Consider the following 26609-nt stretch of genomic DNA (forward strand, 5'->3'; position numbering starts at 1 on the left):
GATGACCACCGACGCGACGACCACCGACCCGTACCCCGGCACGGACCTGATCCCCGCACCCCTCCGCCAGGAGGTGCGCGGGGACTCACCGGGCCACTTCTCGCTCGACGAGCGGACCACCCTCGACGCCGGGCCCGGCACCGGCTCCACCGCCCGCTGGCTCCGCACCGTCCTCGGCGCCGCCACCGGCCTGCCGCTCCCCGACGGCCCCGGCCCGCACGCGATCCGGCTGCGCGTGAGCGAGGACGTGGAACGGGACCTCGGCCCCGAGGGCTACCGCCTCACCACCGAGGACCCCGACGCCGCCGTCGTCATCGAGGGCGGCGGACCCGCCGGCGTCTTCTGGGGCGCCCAGACCCTCCGCCAGCTCCTCGGCCCCGGGGCGTACCGCAGGGCCCCGGTGGACGGCGGCCCGCGAGACCTCCCGTACCTCACCGTCGAGGACCGCCCCCGCTTCGGCTGGCGCGGCCTCATGCTCGACGTCTCCCGGCACTTCACGCCCAAGGACGACGTCCTGCGCCACCTCGACCTGCTCGCCGCCCACAAGCTCAACGTCTTCCACTTCCACCTCACCGACGACCAGGGCTGGCGCATCGAGATCAAGCGCCACCCCCGACTCACCGAGGTCGGCTCCTGGCGGGCCCGCAGCAAGTGGGGCCACCGCGCCTCGCCGCTCTGGGACGACACTCCGCACGGCGGCTTCTACACCCAGGACGACATCCGCGAGATCGTCGCGTACGCCGCCGAACGCCACATCAGGGTCGTCCCCGAGATCGACCTCCCCGGCCACTCGCAGGCCGCCATCGCCGCCTACCCCGAGCTCGGCAACACCGACGTCGTCGACACGGCCGCCCTCACCGTCTGGGACACCTGGGGCGTCAACCCCAACGTCCTCGCCCCCACCGAGGCCGTCCTGCGCTTCTACGAGGGCGTCTTCGAGGAGGTCCTCGACCTCTTCCCGGCGGCCGTGTCCCCCTTCGTGCACGTCGGCGGCGACGAGTGCCCCAAGGACCAGTGGAAGGCCTCCCCGGCCGCCCAGGCCCGCATCCGGGAACTCGGACTCGCCGACGAGGACGCGCTCCAGTCCTGGTTCATCCGCCACTTCGACCGCTGGCTCGCCGCCCGCGGCCGGCGGCTCATCGGCTGGGACGAGATCCTGGAGGGCGGCCTCGCCGAGGGCGCGGCCGTCTCGTCCTGGCGCGGGTACGGCGGCGGGATCGCCGCCGCGGAGGCAGGCCACGACGTCGTCATGTGCCCCGAGCAGCACGTGTACCTGGACCACCGTCAGGCGCCCGGCGAGGACGAGCCCGTGCCCATCGGATACGTCCGCACCCTGGAGGACGTCTACCGCTTCGAGCCCGTGCCGCCCGGCCTCTCGCCCGAGGCCGCCGCCCACATCCTGGGAACCCAGGCCAACGTCTGGACCGAGGTGATGGAGAACCGGTCCCGCGTCGACTACCAGGTCTTCCCCCGCCTCGCCGCCTTCGCCGAGGTCGCCTGGTCCGAGCTGCCCCCGCCGGAGGCGCGCGACCACGAGGCCTTCGCCCGCCGCATGCACACCCACTACGCACGCCTGGACGCCCTCGGCGTGGACTACCGCCCGCCCGCCGGACCCCACCCCCGGCAGCGGCGCCCCGGGATCCTGGGACGCCCCCTGGAGGGCACGCCCCCGAACGTGTGAGGGACCCGACATCCCCCTTCACCCAAGAGCGGCGAAACGGAAGTTACCGTCACTCGTCGGGGCGTCCCGGACGGAACAGTCCTTCGCGGGCCCTCGCGCCGGACCGCTCGGAAGATGTGCCAGAGTTGCCACGTCCGGCCTGTGAGCACGTACGGTACGCCCACACGCAGGCGCGACCGCCGGGCACATTCGGGGACCACCGGGACACCGGGAAGGGGCAGCGGGTTGACCACGCACGCACCACAGACGGCGCAGTCCGTGACGCTGCCCGCCTCGCTCGACGAGGCCGTGGCGGCGCTCACGGCCATGCCGGCCGCCGTCCCCGTCGCCGGTGGCACCGACCTGATGGCAGCCGTCAACAAGGGGCAGCTCCGTCCCGCCGGACTGGTCGGCCTGAGCCGCATCAACGAGATCCGCGGCTGGCAGTACCAGGACGGCCACGCCCTGCTCGGCGCCGGCCTCACCCACGCCCGCATGGGCCGCCCCGACTTCGCCGCCCTCATCCCCGCCCTCGCCGCCGCGTCCCGCGCCGCCGGACCGCCCCAGATCCGCAACGCGGGCACCCTCGGCGGCAACGTCGTCACCGCCGCGCCCACCGGCGACTCGCTGCCGGTCCTCGCCGCCCTGGAGGCCGACCTGGTCGTCCTCGGGCCGCTCGGCAGCCGCGAGATCCCCGTCTCCCACCTGCTCGCCGGCCGGGACCTGCTGGCCCCCGGCGAGCTCGTCGCCTTCGTCCGCGTCCCGCTGCTCCACGCCCCCCAGGTCTTCGTGAAGGCCACCGGCCGCACCGGCCCGGCCCGCGCCACCGCCTCCGTCGCCGTCGTCCTCGATCCGGCCCGGCGCGGAGTGCGCTGCGCGGTCGGCGCGGTCGCGCCGATGCCGCTGCGCCCGCTGGAGGCCGAGCGCTGGATCGCCTCGCTGGTCGACTGGGACAACGACCGGGCCCTCGCCCCCGAGGCGCTCGCGGCGTTCGGCGAGTACGTCGCCGCCGCCTGCATCCCGGACCCGCCGGGCGACGAGGTGTTGCCCCCGGCCGTACTGCACCTGCGGCGCACCGTCGCCGCACTCGCCCGACGGGCACTGGGGAGGGCACTGGCGTGAGCAGCGACGAACAGCAGCGGAACGAGGGCGGCTGGGAGCCGATCCCGCAGAGCGAGGGGTACGACGGCGACGCCACGGCGTTCGTCCAGCTGCCGCCCGACTTCATGCTGGACGGCGTCCCCCTGGAGGCGCCCGGCCACGGCTACGTGCCGCCGATGATCACCCCCCTCCAGCCGCTCACGCAGGCCTCGGCGGACCCGTCGGCGACCGGCTCGTGGTCGGTCCACGTCCCGACGCAGGCGGAGCAGACGCAGTACTTCGACGGCACCGAGTACGCCGAGCAGGGCGGGTACGACGGGCAGGGCGGGTACGAGGGGCACCCCGGGTACGCCGACCACGGCGGGTACGGCCCCGGGCAGGGCGGATACGCCACGGGGCAGCCCGGCCGGGCGGAGTACGCCGAGCACCTCGACCAGGACCCGCACGCGACGGCCGAGTGGCGCTTCACGGAGACGGCGGCGCCCGCCGGCCCCGGCTCCACCGGCCAGTGGGAGTTCCCGGGCGTACCGGACGGCTCCGAGGCGGGCGAAGGGGCGGGCTCCGCCGAGGAGTCCGGCGACTTCGCCGCCTCGGCCGTCCGGCCCTACGCGGAGGCCCCGGCGACCCTGCCGGGCGGCGCGCCCGCCCCCTGGGCGCTGCCGGCGGAGCCGCCGGTGGACGGCGGTGACGGTGCCGGGGATCCCGGAAGCGCCGGGAGTGCCCGGAGTGCCGGGAGTTCCGTGGGTGCCGACGCCGGTGTGCCCGCCGAGGCAGGGGAGTCGGGCGCGGGCCCGGAGGCCGGACGGACCGCGCCGGTCCCGGCGGCCGACGGGGCCGTCGGCGCCGACACGGCCGAGGCGTTCGGGACGTCCGAGGCGTTCGGGACGTCCGAGGCCTCCGAGGCGTTCGAGGCACCCGGGGGTGCTCGGGCCGGGGAGCGGGTGGCCGGCGGCGAACCGGCCCCCTCCGGTCCCTCCCTCCACGAGGCGGCCATGGCGCCCGAGGTGTCCCCGGCGGCGTCCGGCGACCCCGACGGGGCGGCGGCCGCCGAGGCGCCGGACGGGGCCGCGGCGGCCGACGGGCCGGTGGCGGTGGACGGGCCCGACGGGGCTCCTTCGGTCGAGCCCGAGCCCGGTGGCGAAGCCGAGTCCGCGGAGGCGCACGCGCCGGCCGTGACCGTTCCCGCCCCCGCCGCCGAGCCGTCCGGCGCGAGCCTCGCCGCCTCCACCGACAGCGACGAGCACCCCCACACCTCGTACACGCTCCGGGTCAACGGCGCCGACCGGCCCGTCACCGGCTCCTGGATCGGCGAGTCGCTGCTCTACGTGCTGCGCGAGCGCCTCGGCCTCGCCGGGGCCAAGGACGGCTGCTCGCAGGGCGAGTGCGGCGCGTGCAACGTGCAGGTCGACGGCCGGCTCGTCGCCTCCTGCCTGGTCCCCGCGGCGACCGCCGCCGGGAGCGAGGTCCGGACGGTCGAGGGCCTCGCGGTCGACGGGGAGCCCTCGGACGTGCAGCGGGCCCTGGCCGCGTGCGGCGCCGTCCAGTGCGGCTTCTGCATCCCGGGCATGTGCATGACCGTGCACGACCTCCTGGAGGGCAACCACGCCCCCACCGAACTCGAGACCCGCCAGGCGCTCGCGGGCAACCTCTGCCGCTGCTCCGGCTACCGGGGCGTCCTCGACGCCGTGCGCGACGTCGTGTCCGAGCGCGAGGCGAGCGCCGCGGCCACCGCGTCCGAGACCGCCGACGAGCCCCGGGTCCCGCACCAGATCCCCCACCCGCACGACGGAGGCATGGCGTGAGCGACGCGATCACCGCCGTTCCCACGATCCCGGTCCTCGACGGCACCGGGACCCCGGGCCAGGAGCCGGCCGCCCACGGCCTCGGCACCTCCCTCCCGCAGGCCGAGGCGCGGGCCAAGACCGAGGGCACCTTCCCGTACGCCTCCGACCTGTGGGCCGAGGGCCTCCTCTGGGCCGCCATCCTGCGCTCCCCGCACCCCCACGCGCGCATCGTCTCCGTCGACACGAGCGCCGCCATCGCCATGGCGGGCGTACGGGCCGTGGTGACGGCCGCGGACGTGCCGGGCGCGGCGACCTACGGCCGACAGGTCGCCGACCGGCCGGTGTTCGCCGCCGACCTGGTCCGCCACCACGGCGAGGCGATCGCCGCCGTCGCCGCCGACCACCCCGACACGGCCCGGCTGGCCGCCGCCGCGATCGCCGTCGAGTACGAGGTGCTCGACCCGGTGACGGACCCGGAGAAGGCGTTCGCCGCCGAGGCGCTGCACCCCGACGGCAACCTGATCCGCCACATCCCGCTGCGCTTCGGCGACCCGGACGTCACCGGCGAGGTCGTCGTCGAGGGCCTGTACCGGATCGGGCGGCAGGACCCGGCGCCGATTGGCGCCGAGGCCGGACTGGCCGTCCCGCGCCCCGACGGCGGGGTGGAGCTGTACACCGCCTCCACCGACCCGCACACCGACCGGGACCTCGCCGCCGCCTGCTTCGGCCTCCCGCCCGAGCAGGTCAAACTGGTGGTGACCGGCGTCCCGGGCGCCACCGGCGACCGCGAGGACCCCGGCTTCCAGATCCCGCTGGGCCTGCTCGCGCTGCGCACCGGCTGCCCGGTCAAGCTCACCGCGACCCGCGAGGAGTCCTTCCTCGGCCACGCCCACCGGCACCCCACCCTGCTGCGCTACCGGCACCACGCGGACGCGGAGGGACGGCTGGTGAAGGTGGAGGCGCAGATCCTGCTGGACGCCGGCGCGTACGCGGACTCCTCCTCGGAGTCGCTCGCGGCGGCCGTCGCCTTCGCCTGCGGCCCGTACGTCGTCCCGCACGCCTTCGTCGAGGGCTGGGCGGTCCGCACCAACAACCCGCCGTCCGGCCATGTGCGGGGCGAGGGCGCGATGCAGGTGTGCACCGCGTACGAGGCGCAGATGGACAAGCTGGCGGCGAAGCTGGGCGTGGACCCGGCGGAGCTGCGCATGCGGAACGTCATGTCGACGGGCGACATCCTGCCCACCGGTCAGACGGTGACCTGCCCGGCCCCGGTGGCCGAACTCCTCTCCGCCGTACGGGACTTCCCGCTGCCCCCGCTGCCCAAGGACACCCCGGAGGGCGAGTGGCTGCTGCCCGGCGGCCCCGAGGGCGCGGGCGAACCCGGCGCGGTCCGCCGGGGCGTGGGCTACGCGCTGGGCATGGTGCACATGCTCGGCGCGGAGGGTGCCGACGAGGTCTCGACGGCGACGGTGCGGGTCCAGGACGGGGTGGCGACGGTCATCTGCGCGGCCGTGGACACCGGTTCGGGCTTCGCGACGCTCGCCCGCCAGATCGTGCAGGACACCCTCGGCATCGACGAGGTCCACATGGCCCCCGTCGACACCGACCAGCCGCCGGGAGGACCGGCCGCCCACGGCCGCCACACCTGGGTCTCGGGCGGCGCGGTCGAGCGGGCCGCGAAGATGGTCCGCACGCAGCTCCTGCAGCCGCTGGCCCACCAGTTCGGCATGTCGACGGAGCTGCTCCAGATCACCGACGGCAAGATCACCTCGTACGACGGGGTCCTGTCGACGACCGTCACGGAGGCGATGGACGGCAAGGAGCTCTGGGCCACCGCCCAGTGCCGCCCGCACCCGACGGAGCCGCTCGACGAGGCGGGCCAGGGCGACGCGTTCGTCGGCCTCGCGTTCTGCGCGATCCGCGCGGTGGTGGACGTGGACATCGAACTCGGCGCCGTACGCGTCGTGGAGATGGCCGTCGCCCAGGACGTCGGCCGCGTCCTCAACCCGGCCCAGCTCGCCACCCGCATCGAGGCCGGCGTCACCCAGGGCATCGGCGCGGCCCTCACGGAGAACCTCCGCACCGCCCGGGGCCTGGTCCGGCACCCCGACTTCACCGGCTACGCACTCCCGACATCCCTGGACGCCCCGGACATTCGCATCGTGAAACTCGTCGAGGAGCGGGACGTGGTCGCGCCGTTCGGCGCGAAGGCCGCGAGCGCGGTCCCGGTGGTCACCTCACCGGCCGCAGTGGCCTCAGCGGTGCGCGCGGCGACCGGCAGACCGGTCAACCGCCTCCCGATCCGCCCCCAGGCCGCGGTGGCCGTGCCCAATTCGTAACCATGTGATGCCCGTTGCTTGTGCAACCCGGAGGTGCGCACTGTCGTCGTTCCTGACTACAGTGGACTTCTGACGTGGCAGTACCGCGGACGGTTGTTCGACCGTACGACGGGGGACGAGCGCAGGCAGGGAAGCCTACGTGGACGGGGGTGGTCCGGAATGCGGCCGATGAGCGAAGCGGCGGTGCACTACAACTCCGAGTCGATGACGGAGTTCAAGAAGGGCATCGACGGCCTGATCGAGACGCTCACCTCTTCCGAGGCCGACAAGGGCAAGATGGAGTCGGACCCGGTGGTGCGCAACCAGTTCGGCGGCGGTGAGGGCGCCTGGTCCGAGGCGGCCGGGGTCTACACCTCGTACAACACCGTCCTCACGCAGCTGACGGAGCTCTCCGGCCTGCTGCGTGACTGCCTGGAGGGCCTCGGCATCGCGGTCGTGGCCTCCAAGGACGGCTTCGAGCAGATGGACGACGACGTCAAGCAGCAGATGATCAACATTCATCAGCGGACCGACGAGGCCAAGACGAAGGCGGACCGCGAAGCGGGCCGCATCGCTCCGGACGACGGGGCCGGACAGACGGCCGGGGGCGACGACTCCCTCCAGTAGGAGGGAGCGGACGGAATGTCGGGGACACGGGGAAGAGGCGAAGGATGAGGCCCGCAGAAGGCGGCGGAGGCGGCGGAACGGACTTCCGCTCGATGTCCCACCAGCAGATGCTGGCGTGGCTGGACGAAGCCAGCACGTTCTACGTCGGCAACGCGGCGGGACGGTTGAAGGCGGCTGCGGAGGAGATGCATCGCATCGCCACCCAGCTCAAGAACCGTTCCGGCCGGGTGGCGTGGGAAGGCGAAGCGGAGAAGGCGTTCAACGAGTGGGCCGAAAGCGTCGTGAGCTCGACCCACGCGCTCGGCGACTTCAGCACGGACGCGGCCAAGTGGATGGACAACGCCGCCGAGGCCATCGCCACCGCGCAGAGCGCCATCCCCCGCTACACCTCCCACGAGTCGGCCAAGGCGAACCTGGCGGCCGCGCAGAAGTACCGCAACGACCCCGACTCGCAGACCATCGCTCGCAACGCCAAGAGCCAGATGGCCGCCAGCGAGGAGCTCAAGGCCATCGAGGCCAAGGAGAAGGCGAACCAGCAGGCCGCGGCGGCCGAGATGGAGAAGCTCTCCTCCTCCTACCAGTGGTCGAGCTTCAACATGACGAGCCTCACGCCTCCGACGTTCCCGCCGCCGCCGGGGGACTTCGTGCCGGCGAGCGCGGGAACCCGCGAGGTCTCCGCCTCCTCCGACCCCTCGTCGGGTGGCCAGAGGTCGTCCACGACGGGCACGGGCTCGTCGACGGGTACCGGGACGCACATCACGCGTCCGCCGTCCGATACGCCCACGACCCCGGGTACGCACATCGTGCCGCCGTCCAGCGGCGACCCGTCCGGACCGAACCACGTCGTCCGTCCGGACGTGAGGCCCGACGTGCCCGTGGACATCGGCCTCGACAGCGTCGACACGAAGACGCCGCCGAGCACGACCGGACCCACGACGCAGACCCCGGGCACCCCTCCGCCGATCACCAAGCCGGAGGGCAGCACGCCTCCGTTCGTGACCACGACCGGCATGCCCCCGCTCACGGCGAAGGGCGGCCCCGGGGTACCGCCGCCCACCGGTCCCGTCACCGGCGGCACGCGGAACCCGCTGGGCACCACCGGCCCGCGCGGTCTGGCGACCGGACCCGGTCCCCTGGGCGGCCCCCGTGAGGGCATCAGCGGCGGCAAGGCCGTGCCCAACACGATGGGACGTCCGCAGACCGGACTCCCGCGCAGCACCGTCATCGGCACCGAGCCGGGTCGCGGCACGGGCATGGGCCGGGCCCCGATGGGCGGCGGCGCCATGGGCGGCCCCGTGGGCGGCGCCGGCGCAGGCCAGAACGGCATCACCGGCGGCCGCAGGCTCGCCGGCGAGGCCGGCGGGGTCGTCGGCGGCCGGGCGCAGCGCGCCGCCGCGGCCGGAGGCACCGCACGGCCCTTCACGCCCGGCGGCTCCGGCCTCGTCCGCGGCGGCTCCACGCAGCCCGGCGAGCGCGAGGAGACCAAGGGAGAGCGTCCCGACTACCTGGTCGAGGACGAGGAGACCTGGCAGCAGGGGCGCCGCGTGGCGCCGCCCGTCATCGACTGATCAGCGCGAGGAAGCAGATGCGTACCAGCAGTATTCGTCGGAGCCGTGCCCGAGTCACCGCCTCGGCCGCCTTGGGGATGCTGCTGGTGGGCATCGCTTCCGTACCCGCCCACGCCGCGGGCGTCCGCGACCGGCAGTGGCACCTGGACACCATGGGCGCCGAGAAGATCTGGCAGCTCAGCACCGGCAAGGGCGTCACCGTCGCGGTCGTCGACTCCGGCGTGGACAGGAGCAACCCCGACCTCAGCGGGCAGGTGCTCGAGGGCAAGGACTTCGCGACGGACGAGCCGGGCGACCAGTTCACCGACTACACCGCTCACGGCACCGGCATGGCAGGCCTGATCGCCGGCACCGGCGCGAAGGACGGCGGCAACGGGGCCTTCGGTCTCGCGCCTGGCGCGAAGATCCTGCCCGTGCGCGTTCCCGGACTGGAGGCGGGGAAGGTCAGCATCGCCGAGAGCGACAAGCAGTTCAACCGCGTCGTTCCCCAGGCGATCAAGTACTCCGCCGATTCCGGTGCCAAGGTCATCAACGTCTCCCTCGGTGCCACCGCGGGATCGCAGGAACTCACGGACGCGGTGAAGTACGCCCTGGACAAGGGGTCCTTGGTCTTCGCCTCCGTCGGGAACACCGGTGACAAGAGCAACAAGACCGAGTACCCGGCCGCGACTCCGGGAGTCGTCGGCGTCGGCGCCATCGACAAGAAGCTGACCCGAATCCCCCAGTCCCAGTACGGTCCGCAGGTGGACATCGTGGCCCCGGGCAAGGACACCGTCACCGCCTGCCGGGCCGGGATCTGCACGTCCACCGGTACGAGTGACGCCACCGCCCTCGCCTCCGCCGCCGCCGCGCTCATCTGGTCGAAGCACCCCGACTGGACCAACAACCAGGTCCTGAAGGTCATGCTCAACACCATCGCCGCGCCCACCGAGGGCGACAAGCGCAACGACTACATCGGCTTCGGCGCCATCCGGCCGCTCCGCGCGCTGAAGACGCCCGGCGACCCCGGGCCGGCCGGCGTCCGGCCCATCCAGGACCTCGAAGAGAACGTGTCCGCCGCTCCCTCGGGCCCCGCGCCGGAAGGTGCCACCCCGGCCGCGTCGTCCACCGCCGCCCCCGCCCCCGCGCCCGCCGCGCAGGAGAAGAGCGACGAGGGCCTCAGCGCCACCCTCCTGATCGGCATCGGCATCGGTGCGGCCGTCCTGATCGGCGGCGCGGTGGTCGCGCTCCGGGGCCGCCGCAACTGAGGAACGGACGCCGCCCGCGCCGCCGGTGATCGGCGCGGGCGGCGCCGTGCTACTCCCCGAACACCGGCAGTGCCACGATCCGGCCGCCGCGGGTCATGAAGACGCGGTGGGCGTCGCTCGCCAGCCGGTAGGCCCCCTGGCGCTCCATCCTCACGGTGAACAGCCGGGCGCCGGTGGTCTTGTTCACCACCAGCACGGCGCCGTCGTCGGTCTCCGGCAGCCAGGCCGTGCCGCCCTCGACGGCCGGAGCGGAGACGCCACCGCCCGCGTTGTCCAGCGGATCCATCCACTCCCTGCCCGCGCGGTTGACATCGGCCCGGGTGAGGAACCGGTGGGCCTCGTAGCCGTCGACGGCGAACACGGAGTCGCCGTCCGCGGTCGGGCTGCCCCACCCCACCGTCTTGTCCTCGTAGGCGAGGGTCTCCTCCTTCCAGTGGAAGTCCCCGCTCTCCAGACGCCGGACCATCAGACTGGGACCACCGAGGTACACGGTGGCGCCGCTGATCGAGGGGATCTGGCCGTGCGTGCCCTGCCCCTTGAGCTTCCAGGCGGTCTCGCCGGTCCCGGTGTCGACGGCCTCGACCCGCCCGTCCCACCCGTGGACCACGAGCCGGCCCTTGCCCGTGGCCGCGCGCGCGGGGCCCTTCGTCGAGCGGGGGGACGTCATCGGGCGCGTCCACAGGGGCGCGAGGGTCCAGGCGTCGACGGCCCGCAGCATGTCGTCGGACGTCGTGAAGTAGAGGTTGGTGTCGTCCGCGGCGAGGAGCGCCTCCGCGTCGGCCTCGATCTGCCAGACCTCGCGGCCGGTGGAGGCCACGTACGCCCGCAGCCTGCCCCTCCTGTCGACGCCGACGACGAGCCGGTCGGCCACGGAGACGTACCCGGACGCGGCGTAGACGTCCTCGGACCTCCACCGCTCCTTCCCGTCCGTCACGGACAGGGCGAGCAGCCCGCCCGTCTTCGCGTACACCAGGACCACGTCCCGTACGGGGAGGGGCGGCACCGCCACCGGCGCGCAGACGTCGAGGGGCCCCCACAGCGCGGCCGGCGGCTGCCCCGCCTGGCTGTCGATGAGCGAGACGAACGCGGCCTCCGGGGCCGCCACGGCCGCCGGCACGTCGGCCGTGGGGGACTTCTCACCGCCCCGGCTCAGCCACCAGGCCCCCGCGCCACCCCCCGCGCCCAGGACGGCGACGCCCACCGCCGCGCCGGTGAGGAAGCGCCGCCGGGACGGCGCGGTCGGGACGACGGTGTCCGCCGGCGCGGTCAGGCGTTTCGTCGCCGTCTCGCGCCGCTTGATGTCGTCGGCGAGCGGGCCCTTCCGCCACGCCCGGTCCGCGCCCTTCGGCGGGGCGAAGGCCTCGGCGACCTGCGGCGGCCGCGGGCGGTGCGCCGGGTCCTTCGCCAGGCACGGCGTGATCGACTCGCGGAGCTCCGGCGGGACCTGGCTCAGGTCGGCCGTGCCGTGTACGACCTCGTACTGGACGGCCGCCACGTGCGCGCCGTCGAAGGCGCGCCGGCCGCTCGCCGCGTACGCGAGGACCGCGCCCAGCGAGAAGACGTCCGACGCCGGTCCGACCCGCTGCCCGAGGACCTGCTCGGGAGCGCCGTACCCGGGGGTGACCGGGATCTGTCCCGTCGTCGTCAGGGTGAGGCCGTGTTCCGGGCGGGCGATGCCGAAGTCGATGATCCGCGGACCGGTGGAGGTGAGCACGATGTTCGCGGGCTTGAGGTCGCGGTGGATCAGTCCGGCCGCGTGGATGTCGTGCAGGGTGCGGGCGAGCCGGGCGGCCAGGGCGCGGACCGCCGGGCCGTCCAGCGGCCCGTACGCCCGGACCGCCTCGTCGAGCGTCGGGCCGGCGAGGAACTCCGCCGCGATCCAGGGCCGTCCGCCCTCGGTCTGCGCGCCGAGGACCCGGGCCACGCCCGGGCTGGTGACGGCCCGCGCCATGTCGGCCTCGCGGACGAAGCGCTGGGCGAGGTGCCGGTCGTGGGCGAGTTCGGGCCGCAGGACCTTGACGGCCGCGGGGGCGCCGTCGCCGTCCCGGCCGACGTACACCTTGCCCATGCCGCCCTCGCCGAGGACGCCGAGCAGGCGGTACGGGCCGAGCCGGAGCGGGTCGCCGGTGGCGAGGGGCGGCGTGGTCACGGGTGGTCTCCGGGTCGGTGGGAGCGGTGGTGGGCGGCGAGAGGGGCGGGCGGCGGGGCGGTGGGCGGTGGGACGCGGTCGTGCCCGGAGGCTCAGGCGAGGGGGAGGGCCACGACGGACGACGGCCCCGCGCCCACGATCCGGCGGCGCTGCGGGTCCGTGACGTACCGGGTGGCCTCGGTCGGGAACACCCACGCCGAGCGCCGGGTCGCCCGGTCGACCGCGTTCAGGCCGCCCCGGACCGGCGCGTACACGTACTTCCGGCCGATCACCGGGACCGAGTACAGGTCCGGGGTCAGACTGCGGCCCGAGGCCGCCTCCGACCAGTCCTCGGCCCCCTCGTCCGCGCCGACGACGACGAGTCCCCGGCCGGCCTGGTTGGCGTGGACGCGGCCGTCCGCCACGGTGGGGAGCCCGAAGAGGGAGCCCCGGCCGTACTCCCAGGCGACGCCCCCGTCGGTGAGGCGCAGTGCCCTGAGGCGGTCCCCGCCGAGGTAGACGTGCCGGTCGTCGACGGCCAGCTGGCCCGGGATGAACGACGGGGACTCCTCCAGCGGGATGCTCCGTCGCCAGACCTGTCGGCCGGTGCGGCGGTCCCGCACCTGCACGTCGAAGGACTTCAGGTCGCCGCTGTTCTTGCCGAGCACCAGCCGGTCGCCGACGATCCGGGACAGCCAGGGGCGGGCGTTGACGTCGGTGTGGGGGTGCCGCCAGAGCTCCTTGCCCGTGGCGAGGTCGACGGCGATCAGGTGCCAGCCGGTGTCGTCGTCCTCGTCGTCCCGGCCGCCCCGCCGGGACGAGGCGTACAGCACTCCGCCCGCCGCGGTCAGGAGTTCCGTGCCGAAGGTCGACCCTTCGAAGCCCTTGAGACGGATCGTCCGGGCGGACTCCTCGCCGGTCCGGGCGGCGAGCGTCCGGATCTCCAGGGCGGACGGCCCGGTGACCGGATAGGAGGACGCGTAGAAGTGCGTACCGTCCGTCGTCACCTGCTTCGGGTTCAGCACCGCCGGCTCCCTCCACAGCACCGACCCGCTCTGCGGATCCAGCGCGCGGAACGTGCCCGTCTCCGCGAACCCCACGACGCCCCCGGCGAGCAGCGGCATCATGCCCTCCTCGCGGTCCAGGGCGTCCCCGCGCCACAGTGCGGCCGGTGCGCCGTCCGGGGCGGTGGTCGCGGGGATGGCGGTGGGGCCCGCGCTGGGGCCCGCCGTGCCGGGGGCCTCGGCGTCCCGTGACGCCAGCCAGGCCCACAGGCCGCCGCCCGCTCCGGCTGCCCCGAGCAGTGCCGCGCCGCCCGCCGAGAGCAGCCTGCGCCGGGAGACCGGGCTGCTGGGGGCGGTCTCCGTCACCGCCGAGCCCTCCGGGGCAGGCAGGCGGTGGGGCGTGTGGAGCCAGACGTCCGTGGCCCGGCGGGCGATGTCGGTGAGCAGCAGCGGCGGCAGGTGGTCGGCGAAGTCGCCGTGGCCGTCGTGGAGTCGGTCGATCAGGGTGCCGGTGGTGGGGCGGGCCGACGGGTCCTTCGAGAGGCAGGCCGTCAGGAGGGGGAGCAGGGCCTCGGGTACGCCGGTGAGGTCGGGGTCCGCGTAGCGGACGCGGTACAGGAGGTCGGCGGCGGAGCCCGTACCGAAGGGGCCGTGGCCGGTCGCGGCGAAGACCAGGACGCCCGCGAGGGCGAACACGTCGCCGGCGGGCGGGTGTTCCTGTCCGCTCGCCTGCTCCGGGGACATGTAGGCGGGGGTGCCGGCGGCGGCTCCCGTCCGGGTCAGGTGGTCGTCGCCGGCCGCCCGCGCGATGCCGAAGTCGATGATCTTCGGGCCGTACGCGGTGACGATGACGTTCGAGGGCTTGAGGTCGCGGTGGACCACGTCCGAGGAGTGCAGCTGCGCCAGTGCTCCGGCGAGGGCCGCGCCCAGCGCGCGGACGGTCGGCTCGGGGAGGGGGCCGCCGAGCTCGACGGCATCGTCGAGGGGCGGGCCGAGGACGTACTCGGTGGCCAGCCACGGGGTCTCGGCCTGCGGGTCCGCGTCGACCACGGCGGCGCCGTGGCGGGCGCCGATGATCCGTGCCGCGTCCGTCTCCAGCCGGAACCGGGCACGGAAGGCGGGGTCGGTGGCGAGCCGCGCGTGCACGGTCTTCAGGGCGACGGTCCGGCCGCCGGGGGTGCGGGCCAGGTAGACCGTGCCCATGCCGCCGGAACCGAGGCGGGCGAGGAGCCGGTACGAGGCGACCGAGGCCGGGTCGTCGTGGGTCAGGGGCGACAGCATGATGAGGTCCGTCAGGTCCGGGGGGAGGGCGGGAGGGGCGGCGGGGCGGGGGCTGGTCTCAGACCCTTGCCGGGGCCGGGAGTTCGGCGGCGAGGAGCTCCGAGGACTGGCGGGCGAGCGCCGCCACCACCCGGCCCGGCAGCCAGCCCGGGGCGAGGAGGGACCCGGCCGAGTTCAGGACGGTGCCGTGGGTCGTCGGCGGGGCGAGCCGGGCCGTCAGCTCGGCCGCCGCGGGCCGGTCCGCCGGGTCGCGGGCCAGGCAGGCGGCGATCACCGGGCGCAGGGCGGGCGGGAGTTCGTCGCGTTCGGGCACGGTGTGCCCGGTGGCGGCGTAGGCCAGGACGGCGCCCAGCGCGAAGACGTCGCCCGGCGGACGCGGCCGGCCTCCCGAGGCCTGCTCGGGGGCGAGCGCCCCCGGTTCGAGGCCGGGCAGTCCGGTGCGCGGCTGTCCGTCGGGCGCGGCGGCCCGTACCGCGCCGAAGCAGGTCAGCCGGGGTCCGTCCGCGGTCAGCAGGACGGCGGCTGGGGACAGGCCCGCGTGGGTGAGGCCCTGGCCGTGCGCGGCGGCCAGGGCTTCGGCGAGTGCGGCCCCGACGGCCCGGACGGTGCTGTCGGGCAGGGGGCCGCCGTGGACGGCGAGCGCCACGGGCAACGGGAGTGCGGGGACGTACGGGCCGGCGTACCAGGGGGGGTCGCCGGGCCCGGCGACGGCCGTGACCGGCGCGATCCACGGGCCGAGCAGGAAGCGCGCGGCGTCGGCCTCGGCGGCGAACCGGGCGGCGTCCGTGCCGGGCAGCGGGGTGCTGAGCAGCACGGTGTGCTCGCCGTCCTCCGTGCGGGCGACGAACCGGCGGCAGGGCACGACCGCTCGGGGCGGGTCGAGGCGGGTGATCAGCCGGTACGGACCGGTCCGCCGCGCCGATTCCGGGCGCGTGGACCCCTGTTGCGTGCGCGACTGCTCCACCGTCCGTGCTCCCCCGTCGTCCGTGCGCCCGTGGTGACGGGGCGGGACGAGCCTATCGAGGCGGGTCGCGGCAGGGGGGAGGGGGCGTGTGCGGGGTGCGTGAGGGGGGCCGGTGTGACCTGTGGGACGCGCGGGGCCTGTGGGGCCGTGAGGACCTGTGGCGCCTGTGGGATCCGTGCGACCCGTCGGCCGCGCGGGATCCGTAGGGTCGTACGGCCTTCGCGGTTCCGGGGCACCACGCGGCCCCCTCACCACGGAAAGCGCCCGGCGCCCGGCCCCTGTGGAGGGGGCGGGCGCCGGGCGTCGATCCCCGTGGCGATCAGGGGATCCTCGGAGACCGTGGCGGGATTCGAACCCACGTAACTCGCTTTGCAGGCGAGCCCCTCAACCACTCGGGCACACGGTCGTGCGGTGCTGACGAGAACGACCGTAGGCGGGGGCCGGGAGGGGCTCAAGGGGTTCCGGGGCCGTGCCACGGGACTGCAATGGTGCCGCCACACCGCGTTCACAGTCGTACGTCCAAGGGCTGAGTCGCACCGGGACTCCTGACAGGGGTCATTTACGGCTACACCTCTTACTCTGGGGGAATGAGCGCCCTCGAACCCCGCGACGCCGAGGCGGCCGCAGACGCGGCCGCCGACGTCGCCCGGAGACCCGGACCCCTGGCCCCGCACGAAGAAGCCGCCAAGGGGTCCGTCCTCGACGCGACCCATCGGGCGCTCAGCATCGGCATGGTCTCCGTCGTGCTGCTCATCGCCTTCGAGGCGACCGCCGTCGGCACCGCGATGCCGGTGGCCGCCCGCGAGCTGGACGGCATCCCCCTCTACGCGTTCGCCTTCTCCGCCTACTTCACCACCAGCCTCTTCGCCATGGTCCTGGCGGGCCAGTGGTCCGACCGGCTCGGACCGCTCGCCCCGCTGACCGCCGGCATCAGCGCCTTCGCCGCCGGGCTGCTGCTCTCCGGGACGGCCGGCGCCATGTGGCTGTTCATCCTCGGGCGGGCCGTCCAGGGCCTGGGCGGCGGGCTCGTCATCGTCGCCCTGTACGTGGTGGTGGGCCGCGCCTACGCCGAGCACCTCAGGCCGGCGATCATGGCCGCGTTCGCCGCGAGCTGGGTCGTCCCCTCCGTCGTCGGCCCGCTCGCCGCCGGAACGATCACCGAGCACCTCGGCTGGCGCTGGGTCTTCGTCGGCATCCCCGTCCTCGTCGTCTTCCCGCTCGCCCTCGCCCTCCCCGCGATACGCCGCACCGCCTCCGGCCCCGCCGACCCGTCCGCGCCCGTCGCGCCCTGGGACCGGCGCCGGATCCGGCTCGCGCTGGGCATCTCGGTGGGCGCCGCGCTCCTGCAGTACGCGGGGCAGGAGCTGCGCTGGCTCGCGCTGCTGCCGGCCGCGGCCGGCATCGCGTTCCTGATGCCGGCGGTCCGCGGGCTCCTTCCGCACGGCACCTACCGGGCGGCCCGCGGCCTGCCGTCCGTCGTCCTGCTCCGCGGCATCGCCGCGGGCGCCTTCATCGCGGCCGAGTCCTTCGTGCCGCTGATGCTGGTCACCCAGCGGGGCCTCAGCCCCACCCTGGCCGGGCTCTCCCTCGCCGCCGGCGGCCTCACCTGGGCCCTCGGCTCCTGGATCCAGGCCCGGCCGTGGACGGAGCCGTACCGGGAGCGGCTCGTCGTCCTCGGCATGGTCCTGGTCGCGATCGCCATCGCGGCGGCCCCGAGCGTCCTGATCACCGCCGTGCCGGTGTGGGTCGTGGCGGCCGCCTGGGGGCTCGGCTGCCTCGGCATGGGCGCGGTGATCGCCTCGACGAGCGTGCTCCTCATGAAGCTCTCCGCGCCCGAGGAGGTCGGCGCCAACTCCGCCGCGCTGCAGATCTCCGACGGCCTGTCCAACGTCCTGCTCCTCGCCGCGGGCGGCGCGGCCTTCGCGGCGCTCGGCGGCGGGGCGGTGGGCCACGCGGTCACCTCCTCCGCGGCCACGGGCTCCCATCCCGGGGCCTTCGCGGCGGTCTTCCTGCCGATGGCGGGGGTGGCGGCGGTGGGGGCGTGGGTCGCGACGCGGCTGCACGCCGGCGCGGACGGCCCGGCCTGAATCCGTCGCCGCCGCAGTCGCCGTCTCCTACTCTCCGTACATGCGTGAGACGACCGTTCCGGTCGGTGACGGGTTCGCCGACCTCGCTGATGCCCGGGGTGTCACCCCGGAGGAGTTGGCCGCCGAGGCCTGCGGGCGGCTGCTTGCCGCCGAGGCCGAGCTCGTACACCGTGAGGCCCTGCGCCTCGCCCGGGTGCACGATGCCCTCCTGAGGAGGCTCGGAGAATGAGCGACGCCACCACGCGCTTCCTCACGGTCGACGAGGCCACCGAGGTCGCCCGGATCGCCTTCACCGGGGACGGGGTACCCGAGCTGCGGGCGCCCGGGCTGCTGGCGTCCGCCGTGCACCGGCCGCGGGCCCGGATGTTCGGGGAGAGCGCGTACGAGGACGTGTACGAGCAGGCTGCCGCGCTGCTGCACGCGGTCGCCACGAACCACCCCTTCGTCGACGGGAACAAGCGGGCGGCATGGCTGTCCGCGGCCACCTTCCTCGCCGTCAACGGAGTCGATCTCGCCGATGCCGACCTCGAACGGGCATACGCCCTGGTCATCGGCGTGGCCGGCGGCGAACTGGGGGACATTCCGGACATCGCGCGCCGCCTTCGCAGGCTGTGAGGACCGTCTCAAGCGCACCCGCCACGCCTTCGGGCGGGGCGGGTCGCGACGCCCGCACCGGTAAGGTGGCCCGGTTGTCATATCTGGACGAGCGTCGAACCGGAGATCGTGACTACTACCACCACCTCCTCCCATCACCTCTCTCCCGCCTTCCCGGGACGGGCCCCCTGGGGTACCGCCGGCAAGCTGCGAGCCTGGCAGCAGGGCGCGATGGAGCGGTACATCCAGGAGCAGCCCCGTGACTTCCTCGCGGTCGCCACACCAGGCGCCGGCAAGACCACCTTCGCCCTGACCCTCGCGTCCTGGCTGCTGCACCACCACGTCGTGCAGCAGATCACCGTCGTCGCGCCCACCGAGCACCTCAAGAAGCAGTGGGCCGCCGCCGCCGCGCGGATAGGGATCAAGCTGGACCCGGACTACAGCGCCGGACCGCTCAGCAAGGAGTACGACGGGGTCGCCATCACCTACGCCGGCGTCGGCGTCCGCCCGATGCTGCACCGCAACCGGTCCGAGCAGCGCAAGACCCTCGTCATCCTCGACGAGATCCACCACGCCGGAGACTCCAAGTCCTGGGGCGAGGCCTGCCTGGAGGCCTTCGAGCCCGCCACCCGGCGCCTCGCGCTGACCGGCACCCCGTTCCGCTCCGACACCAACCCGATCCCCTTCGTCACGTACGAGGAGGGGAACGACGGCATCCGGCGCTCCTCCGCCGACTACACCTACGGCTACGGCAACGCCCTCGGCGACGGCGTCGTCCGGCCCGTCATCTTCCTCTCCTACAGCGGCAACATGCGCTGGCGCACCAAGGCCGGCGACGAGATCGCCGCGCGCCTCGGCGAGCCGATGACGAAGGACGCCGTCTCCCAGGCCTGGCGGACCGCCCTGGACGCCAAGGGCGAGTGGATGCCGAACGTCCTGCGCGCCGCCGACCGGCGACTCACCGAGGTCCGCAAGTCCATCCCGGACGCGGGCGGCCTCGTCATCGCCTCCGACCAGGACTCGGCCCGCTCGTACGCCAAGCTGATCCGCGAGATCACCGGCACGAAGGCGACCGTCGTGCTTTCCGACGACACCGGCGCCTCGAACCGCATCGACGAGTTCAGCGAGAGCGACGACCGCTGGATGGTCGCCGTCCGCATGGTGTCCGAGGGCGTCGACGTGCCCCGCCTCGCCGTCGGCGTGTACGCGACGACGATCTCGACCCCGCTGTTCTTCGCCCAGGCCGTCGGCCGCTTCGTGCGTTCGCGCAGGCGCGGCGAGACCGCGTCCGTGTTCCTTCCGACGATCCCCAGCCTCCTCGGTTTCGCCAACGAGATGGAGGTCGAGCGGGACCACGTCCTCGACAAGCCCAAGAAGCACGGCGAGGAGGACCCCTACGCCGAGTCCGAGAAGGAGCTCGCCGAGGCCGAGCGGCAGCAGGACGAGGACACCGGCGAGCAGGACATGCTGCCCTTCGAGGCGCTGGAGTCCGACGCCGTCTTCGACCGCGTCCTCTACAACAGCGCCGAGTTCGGCATGCAGGCCCACCCGGGCAGCGCCGAGGAGCAGGACTACCTCGGCATCCCCGGCCTCCTCGAACCCGACCAGGTCCAGCTGCTCCTCCAGAAGCGCCAGGCCCGGCAGATCGCGCACAGCCGCAAGAAGCCGGACGAGGAGGCCGACCTGCTCGAACTCCCCGCCGAGCGGCGCCCCGTCGTTTCCCACAAGGAACTGCTGGAGCTGCGCAAGCAGCTCAACACCATGGTCGGCGCGTACGTCCACCAGTCCGGCAAGCCCCACGGTGTGATCCACACGGAGCTGCGCCGGGTCTGCGGCGGGCCGCCGAGCGCGGAGGCCACCGCCGGCCAGATCCGGGAGCGGATCAAGAAGGTGCAGGAGTGGGCGACCCGCATGCGGTGACCCCCGCGTGCGTGACCCCCGCCGGGGGATCGCCCCCGCCCCCGGCCGTCCGGTCGCCCGTACGGGCGCGGCGAGGCGGTTCGGAGGAACGGCCGAGGAACGGCCGAGGCCCGTACGACGGTCGTTCGTACGGGCCTCGCTCGTCCCGCGGCGGCGAAACCGGTGAAGGAACCGCGGCGGGACGGGCGTCGGAGACCGGCCCCCACGGTCGGCCTCCGAGCCCCTCCACGCTACGGGCACGACAAAGCCGATCTTGTCCGCCAAAGTCCCGCATGCGACCGACGAAGGTCCCGAACCGTCTCCTTTCGCTCGTCGGCGCCCGGATTCTGGACGAGGTCTTCCGCTGAGCGGAGCGGGTCGCTACTGTCCCGGCTCAAAAGCAAACGCCCCGTGGCAGCGCCGCCGCGGAGCGCAGCCGGTGTACCCCTTCCTGCCGGCGGCCTCTGACGTGCGTCGCCGACGGGACCGGTGACGCAACCCCGTGAGAGCCCGTCGCCACTCACTCCGAAGGAGAGGGCGTCGTGACCGCGGAGACCTCCCAGACGCTCGACCGGGGACTCAGAGTCCTCAAACTGCTCGCCGACACCGACCACGGCCTGACCGTCACCGAGTTGTCCAACAAACTCGGTGTCAACCGGACCGTCGTCTACCGTCTGCTCGCCACGCTGGAGCAGCACGCCCTCGTCCGCCGCGACCTCGGCGGACGTGCCCGCGTCGGCCTCGGCGTGCTCCGGCTGGGCCGCCAGGTCCACCCCCTCGTCCGAGAGGCCGCGCTCCCCGCGCTCCGCTCGCTCGCCGAGGACATCGGGGCGACGGCCCACCTGACGCTGGTCGACGGCGCGGAGGCGCTCGCGGTCGCGGTCGTCGAACCGACCTGGACCGACTACCACGTGGCCTACCGGGCCGGCTTCCGCCATCCCCTCGACCGCGGTGCCGCGGGCCGGGCGATCCTCGCCGCGCGCCAGGGCGGCCTGATCGAACCGGGCTTCACCCTCACCCACGGCGAACTGGAGGCCGGCGCGAGCGGCGCGGCCGCCCCGCTGGTCGGCGTGACGGGGGTCGAGGGCAGCGTCGGCGTCGTGATGCTCGCGGACGCGGTGCCGGAGCGGGTCGGCCCCCGGGTGGTCGACGCGGCCCGTGAGGTCGCCGACGCCCTGCGCTAGACCGTTTCCGGACACCTCCCGGGCCCCGTCGTCGCCCTCCCGCCGCGGCTCCCCGCCGCAGGGTCCGCCAGCAGGAGCGCGCCGAGCGGGGTGCGCTCGTGGTGGACCGACCGGCCCGTCCTGGTCGTGGTGATCAGACCGGCTCCCCGCAGCGCCGCCGCGTGGGCCGACGCCGTCGCGTTGCTGACGCCCGTGCGGCGGGCGAGGTCGGTCGTCGTGCGGGGTTCCACCAGGGCCCGCAGGACCTCGGTCCGGGTGCGGAGGCTCGTACGGACCTTCTTCGCCCGCCACCTGCCCGTACCCGGACACGGGCGCGGGCAGGGGCACCGGTCCGCGTCCCCGGTCCGGTAGGGGTGGGCGCCCAGTAGATTGGACGGGTGCTCTCCAGTCTCTCCCGTCCCAAGGCGCTCGCGGTCTGCGCGCTGCCCGTCGCCGCGCTCTTCGCCGTCGTCGCGCTCGCGCCGCTGCCCTACGCCATCGCGCAGCCCGGTACGACCGCCGACGTGCTCGGCGAGGACAAGGGCCGGCAGGTCATCACGATCACCGGCGCCCCGGTCCGGTCCTCCGAGGGGCAGCTGCGGATGACCACGATCATCGCGACGGGACCGTCCACGGACGTCGACCTCGGGGACGTGGCCGACGCCTGGTTCCGCACGGACCGGGCCGTCCTGCCGCGCAACTCCGTCTATCCCCCCGGGAAGTCCGACGCCGAGGTCGAGAAGCGCAACCTCGGCCAGATGAAGGAGTCCCAGGACGCCGCCACCGTCGCGGCCCTCGACTACCTCGACGAGGACCCCGGGAAGGTCGAGGTGGACCTGAACCTCGCCGACATCGGCGGGCCGAGCGCGGGGCTGCTCTTCTCCCTCGGCATCGTCGAGAAGCTCGACGGCGACGGCGCGGGCGGCGACCTCACCGGGGGCCGGATCATCGCCGGCACGGGGACCATCGACGCCGACGGCGCGGTCGGCGCCGTCGGCGGGGTCTCGCTGAAGACCCAGGCCGCGGCGCGCGACGGGGCCACCGTCTTCCTCGTGCCGAAGGCCGAGTGCTCCGACGCCCAGGCGGAGCTGCCGAAGGGCATGCGGCTCATCCCCGTCACCGCGCTCAGTGACGCGGTGGCCTCCCTGAAGGCCCTGGAACAGGGGCAGGAGGCGAAGGTTCCGCGCTGCTGACCGGTGCACCGGCGGGTGCGCCGTCGCCGGCCGCCCGCTCCGGCGGCGGGGCGTCCATGCCCCGCCACGCCGGGAAGAGCAGCGGCGAGAGCGTCGCGAGGAAGTAGAGCCCGCCGATCCCCAGCAGGGCCGCGGTCAGGCCGGCGCGCTCGACGAGGAAACCGGCCGCCAGACCGCCCAGCGGAGTCGTCAGCAGCACCCCCGCCGTGCTCGCGCCCATCACCCGGCTGCGCAGGGCGTCGGGGACCTGCTCGTACATCACCGTGGTCAGGATCGGGTTGAGGACGCCGACGCCGAACCCGGCCGCCGCGAGCGTCACGAGCAGGGGCGCGGTGGTACCGGTGAGCGCGGCCACCAGGTACGGCGGGGCGCCCCCGAGGAGGAAGCCGGCCGTGAAGACGGCCCGGCGCGGGAAGCGCTGGCCGATCGCCCCGTAGAGCAGGGCGCCGACGAGTGCGCAGCCGCCGAAGACCGACACGAGCAGGCCCTGCGTGGCCGGGCCGCCCAGCTCCTCGCGCGCGTGGACCGGCAGCAGCACCGCGCTCCAGCTCTGGCTGAGGCCGTTGGTGACCATCACCATCACCGTGATGCCGAGCAGCAGCCGCGCGCGGAACAGGAAGGCGTACCCCTCGCGCAGATCGGCCCGGTAGCGGGCCGGGGAGAGGCGGGGGCCGTCCCGTACGGGCTCCGCCGACGGCACCCCGCGCAGGCCCGCGGCGACGAGCAGCGCGGAGAACACGAAGGTCGTCGCGTCGAGGAGCAGGACCGTGTCGGCGCCCATGAACGCCACGAGGAGCCCGGCGACCGCGGCGCCCGCCATCCGCGCGCCGCGCGCCACGGCGTCGTACAGGCTGGCGGCCCGCGGGAGCGAGGTCCCGGCGCGCCGGGCGAGGTCCGGCACCAGGACGTGCCGGGCCATCTCCCCGGGCGCGTGGAAGAGGCCGTTGACCGCCATCAGGGCGCACAGCGTCCAGAACTCCAGGAGTCCGGCGCGGTGCAGCAGCGGGATCGCGGCGAGCGCGAGGGCGCAGACCAGGTCGGAGGCGATGCTGACCCGGCGGCGGCCGATCCGGTCGACGACCGGGCCGCCGGCGATCGCGGAGACGAGGACGGGCAGGGCCGCGCAGAAGGCGACGAAGCCGGCCTTGCCGGGGCTTCCCGTGGTGTCCAGCGCGAACCACGGGACGCCGATGAGGGTGAGTGAGTTTCCCGTGATCGAGACGGCGTTGGCGGTGAGGACGGTGGCGAGGGGGATCCGTTCCCGCCCTGCCGCGCCCGTCCCCGCGGCGTCGTCTCCCCCCGGCGCGGTCATGCGGCCAGGGGGGCCGCGCGGTGGTGCGGGGGAGTGGCCAGGCGCAGTCCCAGCTCGACGAGCCGCCAGCCGAGTTGGACGCGGAGCAGGCGGCCGGGCGGGCGGCCGGGGGCGCGCGGAGCGGCGGCGGCCTCGTTCCGCAGCTCGGCGGCGTGCAGCCGGTGGAGCTGGAGGTGTATGTCGGGGTGCATGACTCCGTCTTCCCTTCCGTCAGTTCTCGCGCTGCGGGAACGCGTGCAGATGGATCCGTACGCGCTCGGCGTCCGGCGCGTCGGCCTCCTCGACGCCCCGGTACGACTCGATGAGCGCGTGCATCCGCGCGTCGAGCTCGCGGAGCTTCTCGGGGGGCAGGCGCAGCGTGAAGTCGCTCATGTCGGACACGCCGAGCCAGGCGTCGTCCCAGTCGTGCCGGGTGCCGAGGTAGGTGCTCAGTTCCTGGGTGTGGATGGTCGCGATCTCGTGGACGTAGAGGTCGAGGGCGCCGCGGACGGCCGGGTCCGGGTTCCGGGAGAGCGACTCGTCGACGGTCACGCCCTGCTGGGCCGCCTTCCACCACCGTTCGCGCCCCTTGCCCCGGCTCGGGTCGTCCTCGACGAAGCCGTAGGCCGCGAGCTGGCGCAGGTGGTAGCTGGTGGCGCCGCTGGACTCGCCCAGCCGCTCCCCGAGTCGGGAGGCGGTGGCGGGGCCGTGGGTGCGCAGGGCGCGCAGCAGCTGGATGCGCAGGGGGTGGGCGAGCCCGCGCAGGGTGCGCGGGTCGAGGGGGCGGGTCGGGAACGCCTCGGGCTCGGACATGGGTCGAGCGTAGAGTTGCAAAGAAGTACTTGCAAGGGTTTCTTTGCAAGTACTTCTTTGCAGCAGTGCCTCCCGGGGCCGCCCGGGTCTCGCGGGCCTCCCGCGCCCCGCTACTCCTGCGCCGCCTGCTCCACCAGCGGGATGATCCGCAGCGGCACCGGGTTCTCCATCACGATCGCCGTCGATGCCCGCACGATCCCCTCGAAGCCGACCACCTTGTCGATCACCCGCTGGAGGTCGGCGTTGGAGCGGGCGACCAGGCGGCAGAGCATGTCGCCGTGGCCCGTCGTCGTGTGCAGTTCGAGCACCTCCGGCACCGTCGCCAGGTGCCCCCGCACGTCCGCCCCCTGCCCCTGCTTGATCTCCAGCGTCGCGAAGGCCGTCACCGGATAGCCCAGCGCCGCCGGGTCCACCTGCGGGCCGAAGCCGCGGATCACCCCGGTCGCCTGGAGTCTGTCGAGGCGCGCCTGCACCGTCCCGCGGGCCACCCCGAGGCGTCGCGAGGCCTCCAGGACCCCTATGCGCGGCTCACGCGCGAGAAGCGTGATCAGCCGGCCGTCCAAATGATCGATCGCCACAACGGTCTCCCCGTGGTCAGGATGTACAAGTCGCACGGCCATACTGGCCTGCCGCTGTACAGATTGACCAGCAGAACAACGAACTCTTGCGCACCTTGCCGAACGGCGGGACATTGACGCCATGGCAGACACCTCGATGATCATCGATTCCGACCCTTCCACCGCGCGTAAGGCCGATCCCTTCCCGGTCAAGGGAATGGACGCGGTCGTCTTCGCCGTCGGCAACGCCAAGCAGGCCGCGCACTACTACTCCACGGCCTTCGGCATGAAGCTCGTCGCCTACTCCGGACCGGAGAACGGCTCGCGCGAGACGGCCAGCTACGTCCTCACCAACGGCGCCGCCCGCTTCGTCTTCACCTCCGTCATCAAGGTCGCCACCGACCGGGGCCGCTTCCTCGCCGACCACGTCGCCGAGCACGGCGACGGCGTCGTCGACCTGGCCATCGAGGTGCCGGACGCCCGCGCCGCGTACGCCTACGCCGTCGAGCACGGCGCCACCGGCCTCACCGAGCCGCACGAGGTGAAGGACGAGCACGGCACCGTCGTCCTCGCCGCCATCGCCACGTACGGCAAGACCCGCCACACCCTCGTCGAGCGCTCCGGCTACGACGGCCCGTACCTCCCCGGCTTCGTCGCCGCCAAGCCGATCGTCGAGCCGCCGGCCAAGCGCACCTTCCAGGCCATCGACCACTGCGTCGGCAACGTCGAGCTCGGCAGGATGAACGACTGGGTCGGCTTCTACAACAAGGTCATGGGCTTCACCAACATGAAGGAGTTCGTGGGCGACGACATCGCCACCGAGTACTCCGCCCTCATGTCGAAGGTCGTCGCGGACGGCACCCTCAAGGTGAAGTTCCCGATCAACGAGCCCGCGATCGCGAAGAAGAAGTCGCAGATCGACGAGTACCTGGAGTTCTACGGCGGCGCCGGCGTCCAGCACATCGCGCTCGCCACCAACGACATCGTCGCCACCGTGCGCGCGATGCGGGCCGCCGGTGTCTCCTTCCTCGACACCCCCGACTCGTACTACGACACCCTCGGCGAGTGGGCCGGCGAGACCCGCGTGCCCGTGGAGACGCTGCGCGAGCTGAAGATCCTCGTCGACCGCGACGAGGACGGCTACCTGCTGCAGATCTTCACCAAGCCGGTCCAGGACCGCCCGACCGTCTTCTTCGAGATGATCGAGCGCCACGGTTCGATGGGCTTCGGAAAGGGCAACTTCAAGGCCCTCTTCGAGGCGATCGAGCGCGAGCAGGAGAAGCGCGGCAACCTCTGACGGGGACGCGCACCACGAGGGCCCGGGGCTCCT

Annotated in this window: 22 protein-coding genes and 1 tRNA gene; 14 read left to right on the forward strand and 9 right to left on the reverse strand. The window is 74.2% G+C overall.

Annotated elements, in window-relative coordinates:
* Position 1 precedes the first annotated feature (1 nt).
* The 7 genes from ACY0MR_RS22790 to mycP all read left to right on the forward strand — a co-directional run bounded on the left by ACY0MR_RS22790 (position 2) and on the right by mycP (position 10305).
* Positions 2-1681: a beta-N-acetylhexosaminidase gene (locus tag ACY0MR_RS22790; RefSeq protein WP_473555003.1), complete on the forward strand. Its 1680-nt coding sequence runs from the start codon at positions 2-4 to the stop codon at positions 1679-1681.
* Between the two features lie 225 nt (positions 1682-1906).
* On the forward strand, positions 1907-2782 hold the full coding sequence (locus ACY0MR_RS22795; RefSeq protein WP_361858133.1) for an FAD binding domain-containing protein: 876 nt from the start codon (positions 1907-1909) through the stop codon (positions 2780-2782).
* Positions 2779-4563 (forward strand): (2Fe-2S)-binding protein, encoded by a 1785-nt coding sequence (locus ACY0MR_RS22800; protein WP_473555006.1) that lies wholly within the window; start codon positions 2779-2781, stop codon positions 4561-4563. Before ACY0MR_RS22795 ends, ACY0MR_RS22800 begins: the two co-directional genes overlap by 4 nt.
* Positions 4560-6884, forward strand: coding sequence for a xanthine dehydrogenase family protein molybdopterin-binding subunit (locus ACY0MR_RS22805; RefSeq protein WP_473555008.1), 2325 nt, complete (start codon positions 4560-4562; stop codon positions 6882-6884). The genes ACY0MR_RS22800 and ACY0MR_RS22805 overlap by 4 nt, the downstream gene beginning before the upstream one ends.
* A gap of 168 nt (positions 6885-7052) precedes the next feature.
* Positions 7053-7490, forward strand: a complete 438-nt coding sequence (locus ACY0MR_RS22810) for a hypothetical protein (protein ID WP_404082851.1) — start codon at positions 7053-7055, stop codon at positions 7488-7490.
* A 44-nt stretch (positions 7491-7534) separates the two neighbouring features.
* On the forward strand, positions 7535-9058 hold the full coding sequence (locus ACY0MR_RS22815; protein ID WP_473555011.1) for a WXG100 family type VII secretion target: 1524 nt from the start codon (positions 7535-7537) through the stop codon (positions 9056-9058).
* Positions 9059-9075: 17 nt separating this feature from the next.
* Positions 9076-10305 carry a type VII secretion-associated serine protease mycosin gene (gene mycP, locus ACY0MR_RS22820; RefSeq protein ID WP_473555014.1) on the forward strand — a complete coding sequence of 410 codons (1230 nt, stop codon included), beginning with the start codon at positions 9076-9078 and terminating at the stop codon, positions 10303-10305.
* A gap of 49 nt (positions 10306-10354) precedes the next feature.
* On the opposite strand, the gene ACY0MR_RS22825 is transcribed toward mycP, so the two are convergent.
* The 4 genes from ACY0MR_RS22825 to ACY0MR_RS22840 all read right to left on the reverse strand — a co-directional run bounded on the left by ACY0MR_RS22825 (position 10355) and on the right by ACY0MR_RS22840 (position 16088).
* Positions 10355-12454, reverse strand: coding sequence for a serine/threonine-protein kinase (locus tag ACY0MR_RS22825; RefSeq protein WP_473555016.1), 2100 nt, complete (start codon positions 12452-12454; stop codon positions 10355-10357).
* Between the two features lie 92 nt (positions 12455-12546).
* Complete coding sequence (locus ACY0MR_RS22830; protein ID WP_473555018.1) at positions 12547-14718, reverse strand: protein kinase domain-containing protein; 2172 nt, start codon at positions 14716-14718, stop codon at positions 12547-12549.
* 58 nt (positions 14719-14776) lie between these two features.
* Positions 14777-15682 (reverse strand): protein kinase family protein, encoded by a 906-nt coding sequence (locus tag ACY0MR_RS22835; RefSeq protein ID WP_473555021.1) that lies wholly within the window; start codon positions 15680-15682, stop codon positions 14777-14779.
* Positions 15683-16016: 334 nt separating this feature from the next.
* A tRNA-Cys gene (locus ACY0MR_RS22840) sits at positions 16017-16088 on the reverse strand.
* Between the two features lie 181 nt (positions 16089-16269).
* Between ACY0MR_RS22840 and ACY0MR_RS22845 the strand changes: the two genes are divergently transcribed.
* The 5 genes from ACY0MR_RS22845 to ACY0MR_RS22865 all read left to right on the forward strand — a co-directional run bounded on the left by ACY0MR_RS22845 (position 16270) and on the right by ACY0MR_RS22865 (position 21446).
* Positions 16270-17769 (forward strand): MFS transporter, encoded by a 1500-nt coding sequence (locus ACY0MR_RS22845; protein WP_473555023.1) that lies wholly within the window; start codon positions 16270-16272, stop codon positions 17767-17769.
* 40 nt (positions 17770-17809) lie between these two features.
* Positions 17810-17998 carry a hypothetical protein gene (locus ACY0MR_RS22850; protein WP_473555026.1) on the forward strand — a complete coding sequence of 63 codons (189 nt, stop codon included), beginning with the start codon at positions 17810-17812 and terminating at the stop codon, positions 17996-17998.
* The gene (locus tag ACY0MR_RS22855) at positions 17995-18384 is read left to right on the forward strand and encodes a type II toxin-antitoxin system death-on-curing family toxin (RefSeq protein WP_473555028.1); all 390 of its coding nucleotides are present in this window, start codon (positions 17995-17997) and stop codon (positions 18382-18384) included. The genes ACY0MR_RS22850 and ACY0MR_RS22855 overlap by 4 nt, the downstream gene beginning before the upstream one ends.
* Before the next feature lie 105 nt (positions 18385-18489).
* Complete coding sequence (locus ACY0MR_RS22860) at positions 18490-20283, forward strand: DEAD/DEAH box helicase (protein WP_388799663.1); 1794 nt, start codon at positions 18490-18492, stop codon at positions 20281-20283.
* A 521-nt stretch (positions 20284-20804) separates the two neighbouring features.
* Positions 20805-21446: an IclR family transcriptional regulator gene (locus ACY0MR_RS22865; RefSeq protein WP_015033894.1), complete on the forward strand. Its 642-nt coding sequence runs from the start codon at positions 20805-20807 to the stop codon at positions 21444-21446.
* Here ACY0MR_RS22865 and ACY0MR_RS22870 read toward each other — a convergent pair.
* Positions 21443-21676 (reverse strand): ArsR family transcriptional regulator, encoded by a 234-nt coding sequence (locus ACY0MR_RS22870; RefSeq protein WP_404082828.1) that lies wholly within the window; start codon positions 21674-21676, stop codon positions 21443-21445. The two genes, ACY0MR_RS22865 and ACY0MR_RS22870, sit on opposite strands and share 4 nt — an antisense overlap.
* A gap of 147 nt (positions 21677-21823) precedes the next feature.
* On the opposite strand from ACY0MR_RS22870, the gene ACY0MR_RS22875 reads away from it, so the two are divergent.
* Entirely contained in the window at positions 21824-22618 is a 795-nt protein-coding gene (locus tag ACY0MR_RS22875) for a S16 family serine protease (protein ID WP_404082825.1), read from the forward strand.
* On the opposite strand, the gene ACY0MR_RS22880 is transcribed toward ACY0MR_RS22875, so the two are convergent.
* From ACY0MR_RS22880 to ACY0MR_RS22895, 4 genes are all read right to left on the reverse strand, one after another.
* Positions 22551-23930, reverse strand: a complete 1380-nt coding sequence (locus ACY0MR_RS22880; protein WP_404082822.1) for an MFS transporter — start codon at positions 23928-23930, stop codon at positions 22551-22553. The two genes, ACY0MR_RS22875 and ACY0MR_RS22880, sit on opposite strands and share 68 nt — an antisense overlap.
* Entirely contained in the window at positions 23927-24121 is a 195-nt protein-coding gene (locus ACY0MR_RS22885) for a hypothetical protein (RefSeq protein ID WP_388798287.1), read from the reverse strand. Before ACY0MR_RS22885 ends, ACY0MR_RS22880 begins: the two co-directional genes overlap by 4 nt.
* 19 nt (positions 24122-24140) lie before the next feature.
* Positions 24141-24722: a helix-turn-helix domain-containing protein gene (locus ACY0MR_RS22890; protein WP_388798290.1), complete on the reverse strand. Its 582-nt coding sequence runs from the start codon at positions 24720-24722 to the stop codon at positions 24141-24143.
* A 110-nt stretch (positions 24723-24832) separates the two neighbouring features.
* Complete coding sequence (locus tag ACY0MR_RS22895) at positions 24833-25300, reverse strand: Lrp/AsnC family transcriptional regulator (protein ID WP_361857505.1); 468 nt, start codon at positions 25298-25300, stop codon at positions 24833-24835.
* A 136-nt stretch (positions 25301-25436) separates the two neighbouring features.
* On the opposite strand from ACY0MR_RS22895, the gene hppD reads away from it, so the two are divergent.
* Complete coding sequence (gene hppD / locus ACY0MR_RS22900; protein ID WP_388799666.1) at positions 25437-26576, forward strand: 4-hydroxyphenylpyruvate dioxygenase; 1140 nt, start codon at positions 25437-25439, stop codon at positions 26574-26576.
* Positions 26577-26609: the final 33 nt, after the last annotated feature.

The organism is Streptomyces sp. JN8, from assembly GCF_055808075.1.